The 17,323-nt window shown below is 55.9% G+C and carries 14 protein-coding genes; 8 read left to right on the forward strand and 6 right to left on the reverse strand.

All coding sequences use genetic code 11. The annotated features are described in order from the left end of the window. Nucleotides 1–2 precede the first annotated feature (2 nt). Genes phnC through phnE (WD071_RS08770) form a run of 3 tightly spaced genes read left to right on the forward strand, consistent with a single transcriptional unit; the run spans nucleotide 3 to nucleotide 2,487 of the window. Nucleotides 3–824 carry a phosphonate ABC transporter ATP-binding protein gene (gene phnC / locus WD071_RS08760; RefSeq protein WP_368047981.1) on the forward strand — a complete coding sequence of 274 codons (822 nt, stop codon included), beginning with the start codon at nucleotides 3–5 and terminating at the stop codon, nucleotides 822–824. Beyond that, nucleotides 821–1,675, forward strand: coding sequence for a phosphonate ABC transporter, permease protein PhnE (phnE, locus tag WD071_RS08765; protein ID WP_368047982.1), 855 nt, complete (start codon nucleotides 821–823; stop codon nucleotides 1,673–1,675). Before phnC ends, phnE (WD071_RS08765) begins: the two co-directional genes overlap by 4 nt. Beyond that, nucleotides 1,675–2,487, forward strand: a complete 813-nt coding sequence (phnE, locus tag WD071_RS08770; protein ID WP_368047983.1) for a phosphonate ABC transporter, permease protein PhnE — start codon at nucleotides 1,675–1,677, stop codon at nucleotides 2,485–2,487. The genes phnE (WD071_RS08765) and phnE (WD071_RS08770) overlap by 1 nt, the downstream gene beginning before the upstream one ends. Here phnE (WD071_RS08770) and WD071_RS08775 read toward each other — a convergent pair whose 3' ends face one another. From WD071_RS08775 to WD071_RS08785, 3 genes are read right to left on the reverse strand one after another with little or no spacing between them, the layout of a single operon-like run. After that, the gene (locus WD071_RS08775; protein WP_368047984.1) at nucleotides 2,488–3,666 is read right to left on the reverse strand and encodes a sensor histidine kinase; all 1,179 of its coding nucleotides are present in this window, start codon (nucleotides 3,664–3,666) and stop codon (nucleotides 2,488–2,490) included. Between the two features lie 40 nt (nucleotides 3,667–3,706). Continuing rightward, nucleotides 3,707–4,081 (reverse strand): VOC family protein, encoded by a 375-nt coding sequence (locus WD071_RS08780; RefSeq protein ID WP_368047985.1) that lies wholly within the window; start codon nucleotides 4,079–4,081, stop codon nucleotides 3,707–3,709. A gap of 37 nt (nucleotides 4,082–4,118) precedes the next feature. Further along, nucleotides 4,119–5,342 carry an amidohydrolase family protein gene (locus WD071_RS08785; RefSeq protein WP_368047986.1) on the reverse strand — a complete coding sequence of 408 codons (1,224 nt, stop codon included), beginning with the start codon at nucleotides 5,340–5,342 and terminating at the stop codon, nucleotides 4,119–4,121. 313 nt (nucleotides 5,343–5,655) lie between these two features. Between WD071_RS08785 and WD071_RS08790 the strand changes: the two genes are divergently transcribed. Further along, the gene (locus WD071_RS08790) at nucleotides 5,656–6,045 is read left to right on the forward strand and encodes a PA2779 family protein (RefSeq protein ID WP_368047987.1); all 390 of its coding nucleotides are present in this window, start codon (nucleotides 5,656–5,658) and stop codon (nucleotides 6,043–6,045) included. Between the two features lie 39 nt (nucleotides 6,046–6,084). Here the strand turns inward: WD071_RS08790 and WD071_RS08795 are convergent, their stop codons facing one another. Continuing rightward, entirely contained in the window at nucleotides 6,085–7,359 is a 1,275-nt protein-coding gene (locus WD071_RS08795; protein WP_368047988.1) for an EAL domain-containing protein, read from the reverse strand. Between the two features lie 55 nt (nucleotides 7,360–7,414). After that, on the reverse strand, nucleotides 7,415–8,485 hold the full coding sequence (locus WD071_RS08800) for a phospholipase A (RefSeq protein ID WP_368047989.1): 1,071 nt from the start codon (nucleotides 8,483–8,485) through the stop codon (nucleotides 7,415–7,417). Nucleotides 8,486–8,650: 165 nt separating this feature from the next. On the opposite strand from WD071_RS08800, the gene WD071_RS08805 reads away from it, so the two are divergent. After that, nucleotides 8,651–10,246, forward strand: coding sequence for a carboxylesterase/lipase family protein (locus WD071_RS08805; RefSeq protein ID WP_368047990.1), 1,596 nt, complete (start codon nucleotides 8,651–8,653; stop codon nucleotides 10,244–10,246). A gap of 22 nt (nucleotides 10,247–10,268) precedes the next feature. On the opposite strand, the gene WD071_RS08810 is transcribed toward WD071_RS08805, so the two are convergent. Further along, nucleotides 10,269–11,171 (reverse strand): LysR family transcriptional regulator, encoded by a 903-nt coding sequence (locus WD071_RS08810; protein ID WP_368047991.1) that lies wholly within the window; start codon nucleotides 11,169–11,171, stop codon nucleotides 10,269–10,271. A gap of 139 nt (nucleotides 11,172–11,310) precedes the next feature. On the opposite strand from WD071_RS08810, the gene WD071_RS08815 reads away from it, so the two are divergent. From WD071_RS08815 to WD071_RS08825, 3 genes are all read left to right on the forward strand, one after another. Beyond that, complete coding sequence (locus WD071_RS08815; RefSeq protein WP_368047992.1) at nucleotides 11,311–12,180, forward strand: pirin family protein; 870 nt, start codon at nucleotides 11,311–11,313, stop codon at nucleotides 12,178–12,180. A 98-nt stretch (nucleotides 12,181–12,278) separates the two neighbouring features. Beyond that, nucleotides 12,279–14,051 (forward strand): SLC13 family permease, encoded by a 1,773-nt coding sequence (locus WD071_RS08820; protein ID WP_368047993.1) that lies wholly within the window; start codon nucleotides 12,279–12,281, stop codon nucleotides 14,049–14,051. A 294-nt stretch (nucleotides 14,052–14,345) separates the two neighbouring features. Beyond that, nucleotides 14,346–17,285, forward strand: coding sequence for a TonB-dependent receptor plug domain-containing protein (locus tag WD071_RS08825; RefSeq protein ID WP_368047994.1), 2,940 nt, complete (start codon nucleotides 14,346–14,348; stop codon nucleotides 17,283–17,285). Nucleotides 17,286–17,323 lie beyond the last annotated feature (38 nt).

The following is a 17,323-nucleotide window of genomic DNA, read 5'->3' on the forward strand; positions in this document are numbered from 1 at the left end:
CCATGCTTAAACTCACCGGGCTGAGCAAGCGATACGACACCGGCGACCTTGCCCTGAATGATATCAATCTGAGTGTCCCTGCCGGGCAGGTCATGGCGCTGATCGGCCCGTCGGGCGCCGGCAAAAGTACGCTGATTCGATGCGTCAATCGCCTGGTTGAACCCAGCACCGGTTCGATTGAACTCGATGGCCAGGACATCACCCGGGTCAGGGGTAGCAAATTGCGTCAGGCACGTCGGCAGATCGGTATGATTTTTCAGAATTATGCCCTGGTCGAACGCTTGTCGGTCATGGAGAATGTGTTGTCCGGCCGTCTGGCCTATGTCGGTTTCTGGCGCAGCTTTCTGCGTAAATTCCCGGCCTCGGATATCCAGCAAGCGTTCAACCTGCTTGAGCGGGTGGGCCTGCAAACCATGTTCGACAAGCGCGGTGACGCACTGTCCGGCGGGCAGAAGCAGCGAGTCGGTATTGCTCGGGCATTGATGCAGAATCCCAAATTATTGCTGGTCGATGAACCGACGGCGAGCCTGGATCCGAAGACCTCACGACAGATAATGCGCCTGATTTGCGAGCTGTGCCGCGAGCAGCAACTGGCGGCCATCATCAACATCCACGATGTTGTGCTCGCGCAGCAGTTTGTTGATCGTGTTGTTGGATTGCGCGGCGGTGAGCTGGTATTTGACGGTGATCCCAAAGATCTCAGCCCGGACATTCTGACCAGTATCTACGGCGAAGAAGACTGGTCGGTGGTTGACGATGACAATGATGAGCCGGCAGACACATCTGCCCCCGCCGCTGTGGATATCGCGGGTGCGCACCCATGAGTTCGGCGGGTACTGACAGCGCAGCGCTGTCAACGCTGGAGCAGCAGCGAATTGAGCATGCCCGCGCGGGGCGGTGGCGGCCGTTGCCGCTGGTGCGCAGTCGCCGCTGGCGCTGGGCCATCAACCTGAGCGTATTGTTGTACGTGGTGCTGGCCTGGTTGAGCGTTGACGTTAACTGGAGCCGGGTGGCTCAGGGCATGGAACGCGGTCAGGATTTTGTGGCGTCATTTCTGCAACCGGACTTTACCAGCCGCAGTGGTGAGATACTGACCGGCCTTTGGGAAAGCCTGACCATGACGTTTACTGCCACCGTTATTGGCGTGGCCCTGGCGATTCCTGTGGGTCTTGGCGCGGCGCGCAATATTGCCCCTTTGCCAGTCTATTTTTTCTGTCGCGGCATCATCGCGATATCCCGGACTTTTCAGGAAATCATCATTGCGATTCTGTTTGTCACCATGTTTGGTTTTGGACCTTTGGCGGGTGTGATCACACTGGCATTTGCCACCATCGGATTTATGGCCAAGCTCCTGGCGGAAGATATTGAAGATACACATAAGGAACCGTTGGAGGCAATTCGTGCAACCGGCGGCGGCTGGCTGCAGTGGATCAACTACGCTGTGCAGCCTCAGGTAATGCCCCGATTGATAGGCCTGTCCCTGTATCGCCTGGATATCAATTTCCGCGAATCGGCGGTTATCGGAATCGTCGGTGCAGGTGGTATCGGTGCGACGCTGAATACCTCAATTAACCGTTACGACTACGATACCTCGGCAGCTATCCTGCTGCTTATTATTGTTATTGTACTGATGAGCGAATACCTGTCCGGGTATGTGCGCAAGTGGACCCAATAATGCCAGTCAAACATGTTAACAATGTGCCGGTCTGGCAGCGTCGCGAACCCTTGAAACAATATGCCATCTGGGCGGGCTGGATGCTGGGCGGCATGTTGTTCCTGCTGTGCTGGAAAGTGATTTCTGACAACACCATCTGGGAGTTCATGTACGATGCCGGGACTCAGGCGGGCAGCCTGATCGGCAGAATGATTCCGCCTGACTGGAGCATTACCGGATCGCTGATGATCCCGCTGTGGGATACCATCAATATCGCCACGGTCGGCACTGCGCTGGGTATCGTGATAGCGTTTCCGCTGGCATTCCTGGCTGCCCGCAACACCACCCCGCATCCTGCACTGCGTGCCGTTGCACTGGGTATCATTGTCAGTTCACGGTCAATCAACGCGCTGATCTGGGCCATGCTGCTGGTGACCATTGTCGGGCCCGGTATTTTTGCGGGTATGCTGGCGATTGCGCTGCGATCAATAGGGTTTGTCGGCAAACTGTTGTATGAGGCCATTGAAGAAATACATCCGACGCCTGTCGAAGCTTTGTCATCCACTGGCGCGGCGCGTACTCAGGTGCTGGCATACTCAGTGTGGCCACAGATCATGCCCGCTTTTGCCGGCATCAGTGTATACCGTTGGGATATCAATATTCGCGAAGCGACAACGCTGGGGCTGGTGGGTGCCGGTGGCATCGGGTTGCAGATGAACGCGTCCATCAACAATCTGGCCTGGGCGCAGGTGGCAACCGTTTTTGTACTGATTTTTGCCACCGTGATTGTATCTGAATGGGTGTCGGCGAAAGTGCGGCATGCTGTGATCTGATCACGGCTCAGGGCGCTCTATTGGCTCAGGGCTGTCCTCCTTTCGCTCAAGGCTGGCGGGCATTTGAATTTTGAGCAGAAAACCATGGTGGTCAGACTGCCAGTGGGCATTGCCACCGGCTTCTTCTATGCGTTCCTTGATGCCTTTGAGTCCGTTGCCAGCCACTATTTTCTGGCGTTTTCCACCGTTGTCCTGCACCTGCAGGGTGTAAACCTGATCGCTCCGTGTGAACGAAATAACACAGCGACTGGCGCCACTGTGTCGCAGCACATTGGTCAGCGCCTCTCGCGTGCAGCGCAGCATGGTTTGCGCCAGCTCAATGTCATTCAGGCTGGCATTGAAGCTGAGTTCGACCTTGATGCCAGGAATATCGCTGACCAGTTTTTGCACAGCGTCACGGAAGTTGATCGGTTCGTCTTCACGCAGCTCGCTGACCGCTGTGCGCAGATCGCTCAGCAAGAGTTTGCCCAGCGCCAGCGCCTGCTCAACTTTCTGCCTGCCCGCGCCTTCAGTAACGTGAGTGGCTACTTCCAGTTGCAGAATCTGCGCCGTAAGGTGGTGGCCCAACAGATCATGTAAATCTCGGGCAATGCGCAGCCGCTCACTTTGCCGCGAATGCTCGGACAGCAGTTCGCGGGTGGCCAGCAGTTCCCTGTTCAGCGCCGCGGTTTCTTCGCGCAGTTCCTGCTCACTGCGTGCCCGGTGTGTGGCCAGTACTGCGAATACGTGAAACAGGCTCAGGGTAACCGATCCGGTCACTGCCAGCATCAGGCTGTCATCGCCCCAATGAAAAATCTGACTCAGGGAGAAAGCGATGACGCTGCCCAGTAACAACCAGGTGGTGGTGCGAATGGGAAAGATCTCGGTAGCCTGAACAATCCAGACAATGCCCAGGATGGCCACGAAACTGATGTCGACCAGAAAGTACAAGGCAACAATTGCGCTTGCCTGCAGCCACAGCAAGGTCAGTAGACGTCGCGGTGAATTTTCGGCCTGCGCTGAGGTGAACATGAAAAAGCAGGTGACGTTCAGAGCAAACAGCGCAGCGATCAATGCCAGTGCTGTGCTCCATTGTCCGGCATCAACAAACAGCAGGTAAGTGGAGAGCGCACTGACGATGATGAGGACTGCACCACCGGTCAGGCTTTGAGCGTGGCTGCTGCTCCAGAAACTGTCCATTCAAGCCCGCCTTGGGTAGAGAGTGGGTATGGATCAGACTTCAGTCGTCGCCCGAGCCGATCAGCAACGTATTGCCTTCACTGTCGCGCAACAGGGCAAAACTCTGCTCCGGGTTCCATGGCGCCGGCCGGGGAGGCTGCAGGCCGGGAACACCACGCGCGCATAAATCCTCGTAGGTGGCCTCCACATCGTCCACCGCGAGCACCAGGCTGGGTACCTCATTGATCTGGTCATTCTCGCGCTGGGTCAGCAGGATGGCTGTTTCAGCGCCCGGAATTCCCAGCTCTATCCAGCGCCAGCCGGTTTTGTACGGTGTATTCTGAAGAATTCTGAAACCCAGTTTTTCGGTATAGAAACGCATGGCGCGACGCTGGTTGCTGACCGGCAACTGAGTGAACTTTATAAACTGCAACATCCTGGGGCCTCGTTAAATCATTTTGTTGGCGGGCAGGTCAGCGTGCCAGATGTACTGGTTTACCGGCAATCCATACTTGCTCCAGCGAGCGCGTATTTTTGATGTCCTGCACCGGGTTCTCTCCCATCACAAGCAAGTCGGCCCACTTTCCTGTTTCCAGCGTGCCGGTGTCGCTCAATCCCATGCATTCTGCAGCGCCGCCAGTGGCCGACTGCAGGATCTGCATCGCGCTCATGCCCGCATCCTGCATCATCCACATCTCAAGGTGTTCAAAATAACCTTGAAAACGGGCAGGGGGGCCGCTGTCGGTGCCCATGGCAATCTGTACACCGGCGTCTGCCAGTATCTTAACATTCGCCATCGCGATTGGCAGTGATGCTTTGTATTGCTGCGCCGCAGCATTGTTCTGCAACCGTTGCTGGCGCTCTGGTTCGCGCAGCGTTGCAAGTACCTGAGGGTCAGCGTCTGTCAGAAAAAACGGGTCGGCAAAGAAAGCAGGCTCGCTTTCGTAGACATAGGTTGATAGTTCGCGCGTCAACGTCGGGCTGTAGCAAAGATTGTGTGTCAGCATCAGGTTAACGAATTCACTGTCGACATGGGTATCCCGCACGCTGTGGGCAATAAAATCGGCGCCGGCGCGGATAAGGTCTTTGGTGTCCTGCAAGTAATAAGTATGCACCGCGAGAGGGATGCCGTGATGATCAGCCCTGTCGCTGAAGGCCTGGTAAACCTCTGCTGGCATTTTGGCGGTGCGGCCCAGGTTGTCGTCAACCCGGATCTTGATGAAGTCGGGAGACAATACTGCCGTATCGTCGACCAGTGCGCTGGCGTCTGCCGGCGTTTGCGCTGATAACACCGGTCCTGCGACGTAAAGTCGCGCCCGATCCAGTTCCATGGTGTTCTGCTGATCGCGTAAAGTGAAGCCTTCAGATTCATCATCGCCCAGGCTGATGACGGTGGTCACGCCGTAACGCGCGTAAAGTGCCAGCTGACGCAGCAGGTTGTCCCGGTTGTAGTGGCCCGACTCCAGGCCGCGTACTGCACCAACATGACCATGCGTGTTGATAAAGCCAGGAATGAGGGTTTTGCCGGCAAGCGATTGTTGTATTGCGTCTTCAGGGATGTCGACGCGATCAGCAGAGCCGACCGCCGTGATACGCCCATCGGTTATGACAAGGACGCCGTTCTCGATCGGAGCGTTACCCGTGCCGTCGACTATGCGGGCCCCGGTCAGCGCGATCGGTGCCCCGATGGCTGGCATGGCACACATTGCTGAGCCAGCGAGGAGCGCGCAGACGCGGACGATTTTACTCGCGGTTCTGCAATAGCTTGCGGCTCTGCTATAGCTCGCGGCGCTGCAAAAGCTCGCGGCAACCCATGGGAGTGTATGATTGTTTGCCCGGATACTCATCTCTGGCTCCTGTGAGCATAAATTCAGTATTCATTATGCGACTGTCACTGTTGCTTCGCAACTTGATTGCCGGACCGGCATCGCTGACCGGTCAATTTGACAGCGGCGCGGCAAGTGTAGGTTAATAGTGGCTTCAGTATCAGTCAGGAAAAGGAGAGTAGAAATGAAATCCATGACTCGCAAGACGTATTCCGTATGGATGATGGCTGTCATGTTTGTACTGGGGCTTGGCGCACAGGCGCATGCTGCTCCAGCGGGTATGGTGAGCACGCAGCAACTGGCACAGCAGTCACAGCTGGACAGCCAGCGGGCATCGATCTCTCAATTTCTTGCGCGGGATGATGTGCGGCATCAACTCATGGCCCGTGGTGTTGACAGTTCTGCTGCCGAGGCCCGTGTGCACAACATGACAGCAGCAGAGCTGTCCATGCTTTCTGCGCAAATTGACGAATTGCCGGCAGGTGAAGGTGCACTGGAAACCGTGTTGTTTCTTCTGGTGATCTTCATGTTGCTGGATATTGCGGGCGTCACGGATATTTTTCCAGGGCTTTGATTCAAAGCCCCGGAGATTTAAGCCCTGAAGCGAGTTTGCTCAGCGTTCATGAAGTATGTCGCAGCAAATGATGTAATCAGCGTCTTCAATACGTGTCAGGACTGACAGCGTGATGCACAACGTACCGTCGGAAATTGAGAAATAGGGTGGCGTGATTTGCATGTTGCCTGGGTTCTGTACAGCATTCACGAAGTAGTCCCGCCGCTTCCAGCTGGCGCCCTGAGTGTCGGAAAGTACACGCAGACGATTTCTGCCCGGAAGCTCGAAGTCAGGCGAATCCAGATTGGAATGACACTGACTGCCATCGAGTGCCAGTTGATAAAGCCGGATGGTGCGATCCAGTCGGAACATACCTTCGGCAACATCGGCCACCAGGTTCTTTTTTTGCGCCCCCACGGTCAGCGCGGCAAAGCGGTGGCTGTAGGGTGACAACAACTGACGTTCGTTTTCACTGCTGCGCAGCGTCAATTCATCAAAACTGTTGTACAGGGACTTCCAGAGTCCGCTCCGTGTTGCTACCGATTCTGACAGTAAAAACGGATGCGCAAAGTAGAAACCCTGCACCAGATCAACCTGAGCATCCATCGCTGCGACGGCTTCGTTTTCGGTTTCAATACCCTCCGCCAGCACAATACACTGACAATTATGCAGCATGCTGGTTACACCCTTGAGCAGATCCTTGACGCTGGGGTCGATGCCGGCCTTCTGCAGCATACCCCGATCCAGTTTTACGATGTCCGGCTGAATTCGCCAGATGCGTTCGAAGTTGGAGTGTCCTGCACCGAAATCATCTATGGCGATAAGAAATCCCATCTCTTTATATTCTTTGATCTGCTCTTCCAGCCGAATCTCGTCATCGATAGTGGACTCCAGGATTTCGATGACAATCCGGTTGGCGGTGTAATTTTTGTCTTGTAATAGTTTGGCCAGGAAATCACTGAAATCTTTTTTCTGCGACAGTGTTCTCGGATCCACATTAAGAAAAAGCCAGGCGTTGGGTGGATCTATCGCGTAAAAATTTTCCAGGTGTATTATCTGGCACAGCTTGTCCAGTTCGATGACGGTGTTTTGCTCGCGCGCTCCAAAAAGAATAGCGGGCGGTATGATCTGGTCGTCATGAGTGATGGCCCGGGCGAGGCCTTCGAGCCCGACAATACGGCGATGAGCAAGGCTGTAGATCGGCTGAAATGCAGAAATGATGCGTAAATCGCCATAGTGGGCACAGCGGTTGCCGCGGAAAAAGCCCAGTTGTGGCGTATCGCCTGTGGTTGACGTTATCCCCGGTGGGGAACGCCTTGAGGGTGGTTGGGCCATACGTAGGTACGATTGAATTAATGGGTTTGATGATTAACTTAACAGAGAAGAGGGCTCAACGCGACAGGACTTCCAGCGGGAAGTACAGGCCTGCTCTCAGGCTGCGACTTTTCCTATTATACGAAATGAGGGCTTCGCCGTACCCCTCATAATAACTTATAAAGAATGCGCTGTTCACCCAGGGTCTGCGGTAGCTGATATCAAGTTGATAGCTGTATTTCTCGACATTGTTGCCCTTCATCGCCCGGAGTCTGATGCGCGTGCGCTCATTGGGCATGAACTTTATCGTCGCTTCGCCCTGGCCCAGGTAGTCGGTGATGTCGTTGTTGTTGGCCTCGTCGCCTAGCACATGCCACAATTTGATGTTGATGCTGAGTCTGGGCAGCAAGTCGAACTCTTTCTGGATATAGGTCCGGTCCCAGCTGCGGGACCCTGAACCTTGCAGGCCGTTGGATTGGTGCTCGACGCCAATGATGTCGACGAATGGGAATTTGCCGGCAAGTGGTCGGTGGGGCTGATCAAAGCGCCAGAACATTTCCGGGTTGTAGTTGTGCTCTGCAAAAGGCGCAGAGTCCTCTGCTATGTTCCACCATGAACGCTGTGAATAACCGAAACCCAAAGGGGCAAGAAAAGTCAGATTGGTGATTTCGTCGAACAGATTGAACGTCAGTCCCAGCTCAAATTTGGTGTCCAGTTGTTCCCCGCTGAACGGGACTGAGCCGTCTGCTGTCCTGGCTTGTCCGAAAACGATGTAATTGTCCTTGTAGGGGCGAAAAAAACGGTTCAGCTCGGTTATTGTATCCGCGACCGCAGTCTTGCTGCCCGCCCCGTCGGCTGACTCGACGGTGGTGGCCGGCTGTCCGGTCGACGCCAGCTGTTGTTCACACAAGGTATACAAATCGGCCACACCGAGGTTGCGGTGTTCCGGCCGGAGTACCTGTTGTTGTAAACAAGACCGAAGGCCTGCTGAGGCTTCAGGGTCGCTTTGCGCAAAGACCAGTGCGGGCATACACAACACGAGCAGGCAGATTCGCGCCCGCCAGAGAACAGATTGGCGTGCGGATAACAGCAGGTAAAGCAGCAGCCAGAACCGCGGCCGGCCAGCGGCAAGGAACAGAGATGTCATGTTGCGCAGTTTACGTTATGCGTGTGTCAAACACACTACAGTGAGCAACACAATGTCTGACGCTTGACAAAAAACATGTTATAAAACGATGCACCAGACAGCTGTCAGGCGCAGTAAACAGACTTGCCAGTTCGCAAAAAAAATCAAAGCGAGGCCATGCCGACAATGACAACAACCCGCTCAATCCATACTGCCAGATCCTTCAGGCTGGCATGCCGATATTTCCTGTGCCTGATCGCTTTGCTGGCAGGCGTGGTGAATGCGCAGGAGGCTCCTCCGCTGCTCGAAACCGCTCAGGGCAAGCTGCTGGGAACTTTCTCCGAACGAGCCCCTGCGGTCAGGGTGTTCAAGGGTATCCCCTATGCGGCACCGCCCGTGGGTCAACGTCGATGGCAGCCACCACAAGCCGCTGCAGGCTGGGCCGGCGAGCGGATGGCGGACAGCTTTGGTCCGGACTGTATGCAGCAACCCTATCCCGAAGGATCGTTTTTCTACCGGCCGGCGCGTCAGACCAGTGAGGATTGTCTGTACCTGAACGTCTGGACCAAGGCGGAGCCGAATGCGGCGCGCCCGGTCATGGTCTGGCTGCATGGTGGCGCGTTGACCCGTGGGTCGGGCGCCATTGATACCTACGATGGCACCGGCCTGGCCCAAAAAGACGTGGTTCTGGTCACGGTGAATTACCGGCTTGGTGTGTTCGGTTATTTTGCCCATCCCGAGCTGGTTGCCGAATCACCGGACTTTTCTGCCGGAAATTACGGCATCCTGGATCAGGTTCAGGCCTTGCGATGGGTACAGGAAAATATCACAGCATTTGGTGGTGATCCGGACAATGTTACCGTGTTCGGTGAGTCGGCAGGGGCCTGGAGTGTCCACTTCCTCACCGCCAGCCCGCTGGCTGCAGGTTTGTTTCACAAAGCCATCGCGCAAAGCGGCGCCCGCCTGGATAACCGTGTGGAGCTTGACCGGCAAAGCAGTGCGGGGGCTTCGGCAACGGCATCCGGTGTGCAACTGGCAGAACGTCTGGGTGCCGGGTCGCTCGATGAACTGCGTGCCATGCCCGCGCGGGAGTTGCTGGATGATGCCGCCAGCTTAGGCTTTCGGACCGACGGCATTGTTGATGGCTGGGTGATACCCGAGCAGCCTTACCAGATATTCTCACAGGGTCGACAGAACAAAGTGCCCGTGCTGGTGGGTTTTAACAGCGACGAGGGCACAACGCTCGGTGCTGGCAGCACCCTGCCAGACTCGGCACAGGCCTATGAAGCGCAAATGCGCTCTGTGTATGGAGATCTGGCCGAGATGATGCTGGAGGTGTATCCGGCAGATGATATCCGCAAATCCACACTGGATAATTTCCGGGACGGATCCTTTGGCTGGAATATGGTGACCTGGGCCAATCTGACGCGCAACGTTGATGAGCCCGCATTTCTGTACTTCTTCACGCATCGACCACCAGGGCCGATGTCACAGCAGTTGGGAGCCTATCACGCTGCCGAGATAGCGTATGTGTTCGACAATGTCCATACCTTGCGCGATCAGGCCTCGGCCATGGATTTCCGTCTGGCTGATATCATGTCGGACTACTGGGTTAATTTTGCCCATCACGGTGTGCCCAGTGCACCGGGACAGCCTCAGTGGTTGCCGTACAGCAACGCCGAGCGCAATTACCTGTTGCTCGGTACTCAGGTCAGTGCGGAACAGAATCTGCTGCCGGACAACTGGGCAGTCTATGACCGGGTAATGGACCGGCGTCGCTGAATCTGCTTGCGGCGGGCACCGGTCAGTCCGTCTGGCCGGCAAAATGCTCTGTGAGCAGTGTTGCCAGCGCCGATGTGGCCGGGCCGCAGCTGTCGCTGGTTGCCATCAGCATATAAATGGGCAGTTGTCGCTCGGCACCAAAACTGAGCGGCACAATTTTTAACGAGCCCTGCAGTATATCCTGCGCAACCCAGTCATACGGGACAAACGCGAAGCCCAGCCCCGCTCGCAGAACTTTCAGGGTGGTGGAGAAGTGGCTGACCGTCCAGCGTTGTTCGGAGCCAAGCCAGCCGGCATCCTGTTCGCGGCGGGTGCCGCTGTCGCGCAGGACGACCTGTCGCCACGTGCGCAACTCCCAGTCGTTGATACCGGCATCCGTGCCTGTCTGACACAGCGGGTGATCGGGATGCGCGACGGCAACCATGCGAATACTTTTTAATGGCGTGCCCAAATGTCCGACCGGCACCTGGCTGCCCAGTACAATGTCCGCTTTCTTTTCCAGCAGTGCTTCTGTGGTGCCGGACAACTGTGTTTCCAGCAGGCGCAGGCGGGTCATGGGGTACATCAGCGAAAACCGGTCCAGCACCGGTATCAGCTGGCCCGGTTCCAGCAGCCCGTCAACTGCGATAACAACTTCGGATTCGATGCCGCGAGCCAGCAAGTGTGCGGTCTGCTCGGCCGCCTCGGCCTGCGCCAGCAACTGCGTCGCGCGACGGTACATGACTGTGCCTTCGTGGGTCAGCACAGCTTTGCGGCCTGACAACTCAAGCACGGGTGTGGGCAATAGTTCGTTCAGTCGCGCAATGGCGTAGCTGATGCTGGACTGGCTTTTGTTGAGCGCCTCGGCGGCGTTGGCAAAACTGCCTTCGTCAACAACGGCCTTGAAGGCGGCCCATTGTTCCAGGCTGATACGTGGTAATTTCATGTTTCTGCTCCTGGTAGGATCAGGCAGGGCGATTTATCAGGTTATTAAATATATAAGACGGTAAAATTGCATCATACTATCAATTCTTTATGGGTAATATAGGCGCCATGAGTCATCATGCTGATGACGGGAGGTGAGTATGAACAACGTTAAAGCGGTACAGGAGATCATTGTTGCCCGTGCGTCTTCGGACGGCGATGGCGTTAAGCTGTTGCGTGTTTTTGGCGGTGCCGGTGACCCTGCACGATTTGATCCGTTTCTGATGATGGATGAGTTCGGCTCTTACGATGCCAGCGATTACATTGGTGGTTTTCCACCACACCCACATCGTGGCTTCGAAACCATCACCTACATGCTTGAAGGGCACATGGAGCACCAGGATCATATGGGCAATGTGGGTGATTTGCGCAATGGTGATGTTCAGTGGATGACAGCGGGCGCCGGCATCATTCATTCAGAAATGCCAAAACAGACAGAGGGTCGCATGCGAGGCTTCCAGGTATGGCTGAATCTGCCATCACACAGCAAAATGCAGCCACCGGCATACCGTGATATTGCCTCAGCGTCCATTCCTGTGGCCGACGTGTCAGGCATCAGTGCCAAGCTGATCGCCGGCAAAGCCGAACTGGGGGGGCAGGAGCTGGAAGGTCTGGTGTCGCGTCCGGACACGGAGCCGGTTTACCTCGATCTTGTGTTCGGCGACAAGCTTGATCCGCAGTCTCTCAAGGTGGCACAGGGCCATACTGTCATGGTGTATGTATACGAAGGCGCGGCAGCACTGGGAGAGGCCGGAACCCAGGTCAAGCGTGGCCAGGTGGCGCGCCTTGATCGCGAAGGCGATACCGTGATGATTACCCCGCAGAGCGCCGACACGCGTGTGATCGTATTGGCGGGCAAACCTTTGCAGGAGCCGATCGTACAGTACGGCCCATTCGTGATGAACACGCGCCAAGAGATAGAGCAGGCGCTGTCGGATTATCAGCGTGGCGAACTGGCCAGAACATTTTAAGTCCATTTAAGAATATGATAATTATTAAATATTCTTATACGGAATAAATGGTCTGCACTATACTGTCGCCTCATTTGCTCGAACAGTTGAGGCAAAACATGGAATGGCAGGGCTGGCTATCGCTGGGATTAACCATGGGGGTGCTGGGGGTGTTGCTTGCAACGCGTCTGGCACCGCACGTGGTTTTGCTGGGCGCGCTCGGTATCCTGAGCATGACCGGCGTATTGACAGCCGGAGAAGCGCTGGCGGGTTTCGGCAATCCGGGCCTGATCACGGTGGCGGCCATGTTTGCAGTGGCCGGTGGTCTGCACGCATCGGGTGGCATTGATCTGTTGGTCAACAAATTTCTGGGGCGCCCGAAAACGCTGCGCTCAGCCATGATCAGGATGTTCCTCCCCGTGTTGCCACTGAGCGCCTTTCTCAACAACACGCCCGTGGTTGCGACCATGATTCCCGCCATCAATGCCTGGTCACGTAAAATTGGCATCGCGCCATCCCGTCTGCTGATTCCCTTGAGTTACGGCGCCATTGTTGGCGGCACCTTGACCATGATCGGCACCAGCACCAATCTTGTGGTGTCCGGTCAGTACGAAGCGCTGACCGGCAACGATGGCTTCGGCATTTTTTCAATTACCCTGGTGGGCCTGCCGGTGGTGCTGGTCTCGGTAGTGTTCATGGTGCTAGTGCTGCCACGGCTGTTGCCTGATCGCAGTACCCGGCGGCCGTTCGCCAATATGCGGGAATTCACCGTCGAGGTGGCTGTTGATCCGCACGGCCCGTTGGTGGGCTTGACCGTCGAGAAGGCCGGGTTGCGGGCGCTGGAGCGCCTTTACCTGGTAGAAATTCTGCGTGGCGATACCGTGGTAACGGCGGCGCCGTCGGAAGAAATACTGGTAGCAGGAGATCGCCTGGTGTTTGCCGGCGAAACCGAGGCGGTGACCGATTTGCTCAGGATTCATGGCATTACTGCCTCGGTTGGCAGCGGCAATGATGCGCTGATGCAGGACCGCGCGGAACGTCGTCTGGTTGAGGTAGTGGTGTCACAGTCCTGCGCGGCAGTCGGCGAGACCATCCGCAGTTCACGTTTTCATGATCGCTACGGTGCCATCGTACTGGCGCTGGCGCGCAATGGTGAGCGTATTGCCGGTAACCTGGGCAACATCATTATCATGCCCGGCGATACCATGTTGCTTGAAGCGCGCCCGGCCTTTGTCACACGTCAGCAGTATAACAAGGATTTTCTGGTCGTTAACGACCTGGACAAGGAAACGCCCCGGCATGAAAAAGCCGTGCTGGCCTGGGCCATTCTGTTGCTGGCAGTGGGCGGTGCAGGCCTGGGTCTGATATCCATGCTGAACGCAGCATTGCTTGCCGCCGGACTGATGCTGGCGACTGGTTGTCTGACGATAAGCCAGGCTGAGAAAAGCCTGGACCTGCCGGTGCTTATCACCATTGCTGCATCGTTTGCTCTGGGTGCGGCGTTGCAGAAAACCGGCGTGGCGGCGCAGCTGGCCGAAGGTCTGGTGGCGTTGAGCGGTGGCCGGCCTTGGCTGTTGCTCATTCTGATGTACGTGGCGGTGTCGCTGTTGACAGAAATGATCACCAATAATGCCGCTGCCGTTATCATGGTGCCGTTGGCGTTGGCGATTACCCAGCAGGCAGGTCTTGACCCTGAGCCCTTTATGTTTGCCATCATGATCGCTGCGTCTGCAAGCTTTGCCACGCCCCTTGGCTATCAGACCAATCTGATGGTGTACGGTCCTGGTGCCTATCGCTTCAGCGACTTTTTGCGCGCGGGCATTCCAATGAACATCATTGTTGGTATTTCAACCATCAGTATTCTGCTGTTGGGCTGGCCGCTCACTCTCTGAAAGTTTTGACCGGGCCGGAGTGATTGCTCAGATTTTTTATCTGCTGTCAAGCAATTTAATGCGACATGGCGTTTTTTGAAAAAAACAGCGCCATGTCACATACATATGCCACATTCAGTGACAATTAATCTCTTGTACTAAATCTCCCGCTTCATTACCCTGCCCCCGGGTTTGGAGTATGCGAACAACTGTTCGGTGTTTATGAACGTGTTCAGTTACTCCCAGTAGTCGGCGCCCCGAGTCAAGGCGGCGCTGTGTAGTTAGCGGCATTTGCCGAACCATGGGGAAGAAAAAATGAAGAGTCACACCTGTTTGTCCACGTCCATCCGCCGCATCCTCGCCATTGGCGTGACGGCAGCAGCCGGATCTGCAGTCCACGCGCAGGCGCCAGCGCCCACCATCGAAGAAGTTGTTGTTACCGGGTCTCTTATTCGCGGCATGGCTGAAGACGGCGCCATACCCGTTGATCGAATTTCCATTGAAGATCTTGAGCAGCGTGGATCGCCACCCCCACTGGAAATGCTCAAAAGTCTGAGCTACATGGCGGGTATCGTGGGTGAAAGCAATCCGTTTACTTCCGGCCGTGGTCAGGCATCCGAAGGCACGGCTTCTATCAACCTGCGTGGTTTTGGTCCGGAGCGAACACTGGTGCTGCTAAATGGCAAGCGCTTGCCCGTTGACGACGCCAACCGCTTGCCGACCAATGCGATTGCGCGTGTTGAAGTACTGAAAGACGGAGGCTCGGTTACCTACGGCTCTGACGCCATTGGCGGGGTCGTCAACTACATCACCAAGACCAGCACCGACGGGCTGGAGCTTACCGGGGACTATCGTGGCATTAGTGATTCCGATGGCGACTATAATCTGGGCCTGGCCTGGGGCGGCGAGGTGGGCGGTGGCGATTTGCTGTTGACCGCGAACTACTACCACCGCTCTCCGTTGCTGACACGTGATCGTGACTGGGCGATACAGCCCTATGCCGTCAATCCGGAAGGCGGCTGGACTACCGGCTCAAACCCGGGTTCGTTCCGCACCACGTTTGTGGCGCCTCTGTTTGCTGACCCTGCCTGCGAAGAATTTGGTGGTGTGCTGACCAATCAATCCGGTGTGCCATCTGTGGGTGGTGATCAATGCCGCATGCAATTCACCGGCTGGGATCAGTTGGTCGATAAGCAGGATACAGTGCAACTGTATTCACAGTACAACTATAGTTTTGACAACGGCGCGGATCTGCATGTCGAAGCCTTGTATGCAGAAACAGATACCCCCTACACCAATATTACGCCGTCGTTTACCACTGCACGTAATATCTCCAGCACAGTAAATCCGAACGGAGTCGCACAGTCGTCAGCGTTCCGCGACCCGGCCGCCGGTCCTATCTTTACCATTCCGGCGACGAACCCGGGTTATCAGCTGTTCAAACAGCAGAACCCTGCGCTGGCAGTAGCCAGCCCAGGAAACGCATACATCACCATAAATCAGTGGCGTCCGTTTCTGGCGGGTGGCAACCCAATGTTTGGATACAAGGAATCGCATCAGTCACGCAAACGCGACAGCATGCGCCTGTCAGCCGAACTCACGGGAGACCTGACACCAACCCTGGGTTATACGACCTCGTTGACCTACGGCAACAGTTCAACAGTGCGCCAGGAGTACGATATATCCACAGGCAAACTGCAACTGGCGATGCGCGGTCTGGGTGGCGAAGGTTGCAACACCGGGCTTGGCACTGCTGCGTTTGAAGAAGGGACGCCTGGTGCCGGCGCCTGTCAGTGGTTCAACCCGTTCTCAAACGCGGTGCCGGGCAACCCTCTGACCGGGTTTGTAAACCCGAACTTCGATGCGAGTGTGGAAAACTCTGCTGAACTGGTGGCGTGGATGACGGATCGTCACTGGGCGGAGACCAAGGGTGAGGTCAGTGAATTCAATTTTGTGCTTGATGGCGAATTGCCTCTGCAGCTCGGTGCTGGTGCGGCCAGTTTTGCTACTGGTGTGCAGTATCGCTACACCACCAGCGAGCAAAATTATAACGAGTTTGCCAATGCCCTGCTTTCGCCGTGTCTGGATACGCCAATCAACGGCGATGTCAGCTGTGAACCGCAAGGCGAAAGCCCTTACAACTTCCTGGCGACTTACGAGCCAACCAAACTGGCCCGTGGCGTCTACGCTGTTTTTGGTGAAATCTATTTGCCGGTTACCGATAGCCTGACGGCACAGGTCGCTGCACGTTTCGAGGACTATGGCGACAAGGGCGGCAACAGCTTTGATCCGAATCTGCGGCTGCGCTGGCAAGCTACCGACATGGTCGCTCTGCGAGCATCGCTCGGCACCACGTTCCGTGCCCCGCCACAAGCATCGTTGCTGACGCGCGAAACGACGGGCTTCAGCTCTGTGCTGGGCAGCAACCGGCCGGTGAGTAGCATCGGCAACCCGGATCTGGACCCGGAAACGTCAACCAACTACAACGTCGGGCTGCTGCTGCAGGGTGATGCCTGGAATGCTTCTGTGGATTACTGGCGCTTTGAAATTGAAGACATGCTGACGAATGAGCCGTTGCAGGGCATTCTTGGCGCGGTGTTCCCGAATGCGTCAGACAACGAAGGCAACTGTGCCAGTGTCGACCAGGCATACCTGGACCGTTACTTTGATTTCACCGATGGAGAATGTGGTATCAGCAACATTCTGCGGGTCAAGACCTACGCCATTAATGGTGCTGGTTTCACCAACGATGGTATTGACGTTACCGGTGATTACACATGGTACAACGTTGGTGAGGGCAGTCTGACAGCAGGCGCCGCTGCGACGTGGATCAATGAGTATAAAACCGATGATTTGGTCATCAACGGCGCAGTGATGGAGAGCGGTTTTGATGGTGCCGGCTCATTTAATCTGCAAACCACCTTGTCACCGCTGCCTGAACTGCGTGGATCGGTGTATCTGAACTATGCACTGTTGAGCACGAATGTGCGCTGGACGGCGCAGTACATTGACAGTTACAAAGATCAGCGCACAGGTATTTTTGCCATCAGTGATGCTGGCCGGGAGATCAGTTCCTGGGTCGTGCACAACCTGACCTTGCGTCATGACATAACAGACAACATGACGCTGACGGCGTCAGTTGATAACGTGACGGACAATGACCCGCCCTTTGCGCGTACTGAAATCAACTACGATGCGGTCACGCACACGCCCATGGGAAGGACTTTCAAAGTGGGTGCTAAAGTCAACTTCTGATCAGATTTGCACCGGAAGATCACTCAAAACAGCTGTGA

Source organism: Pseudohongiella sp., from assembly GCF_040877505.1.
In the GTDB taxonomy this organism is placed as follows: Bacteria; Pseudomonadota; Gammaproteobacteria; order Pseudomonadales; family Pseudohongiellaceae; genus Pseudohongiella.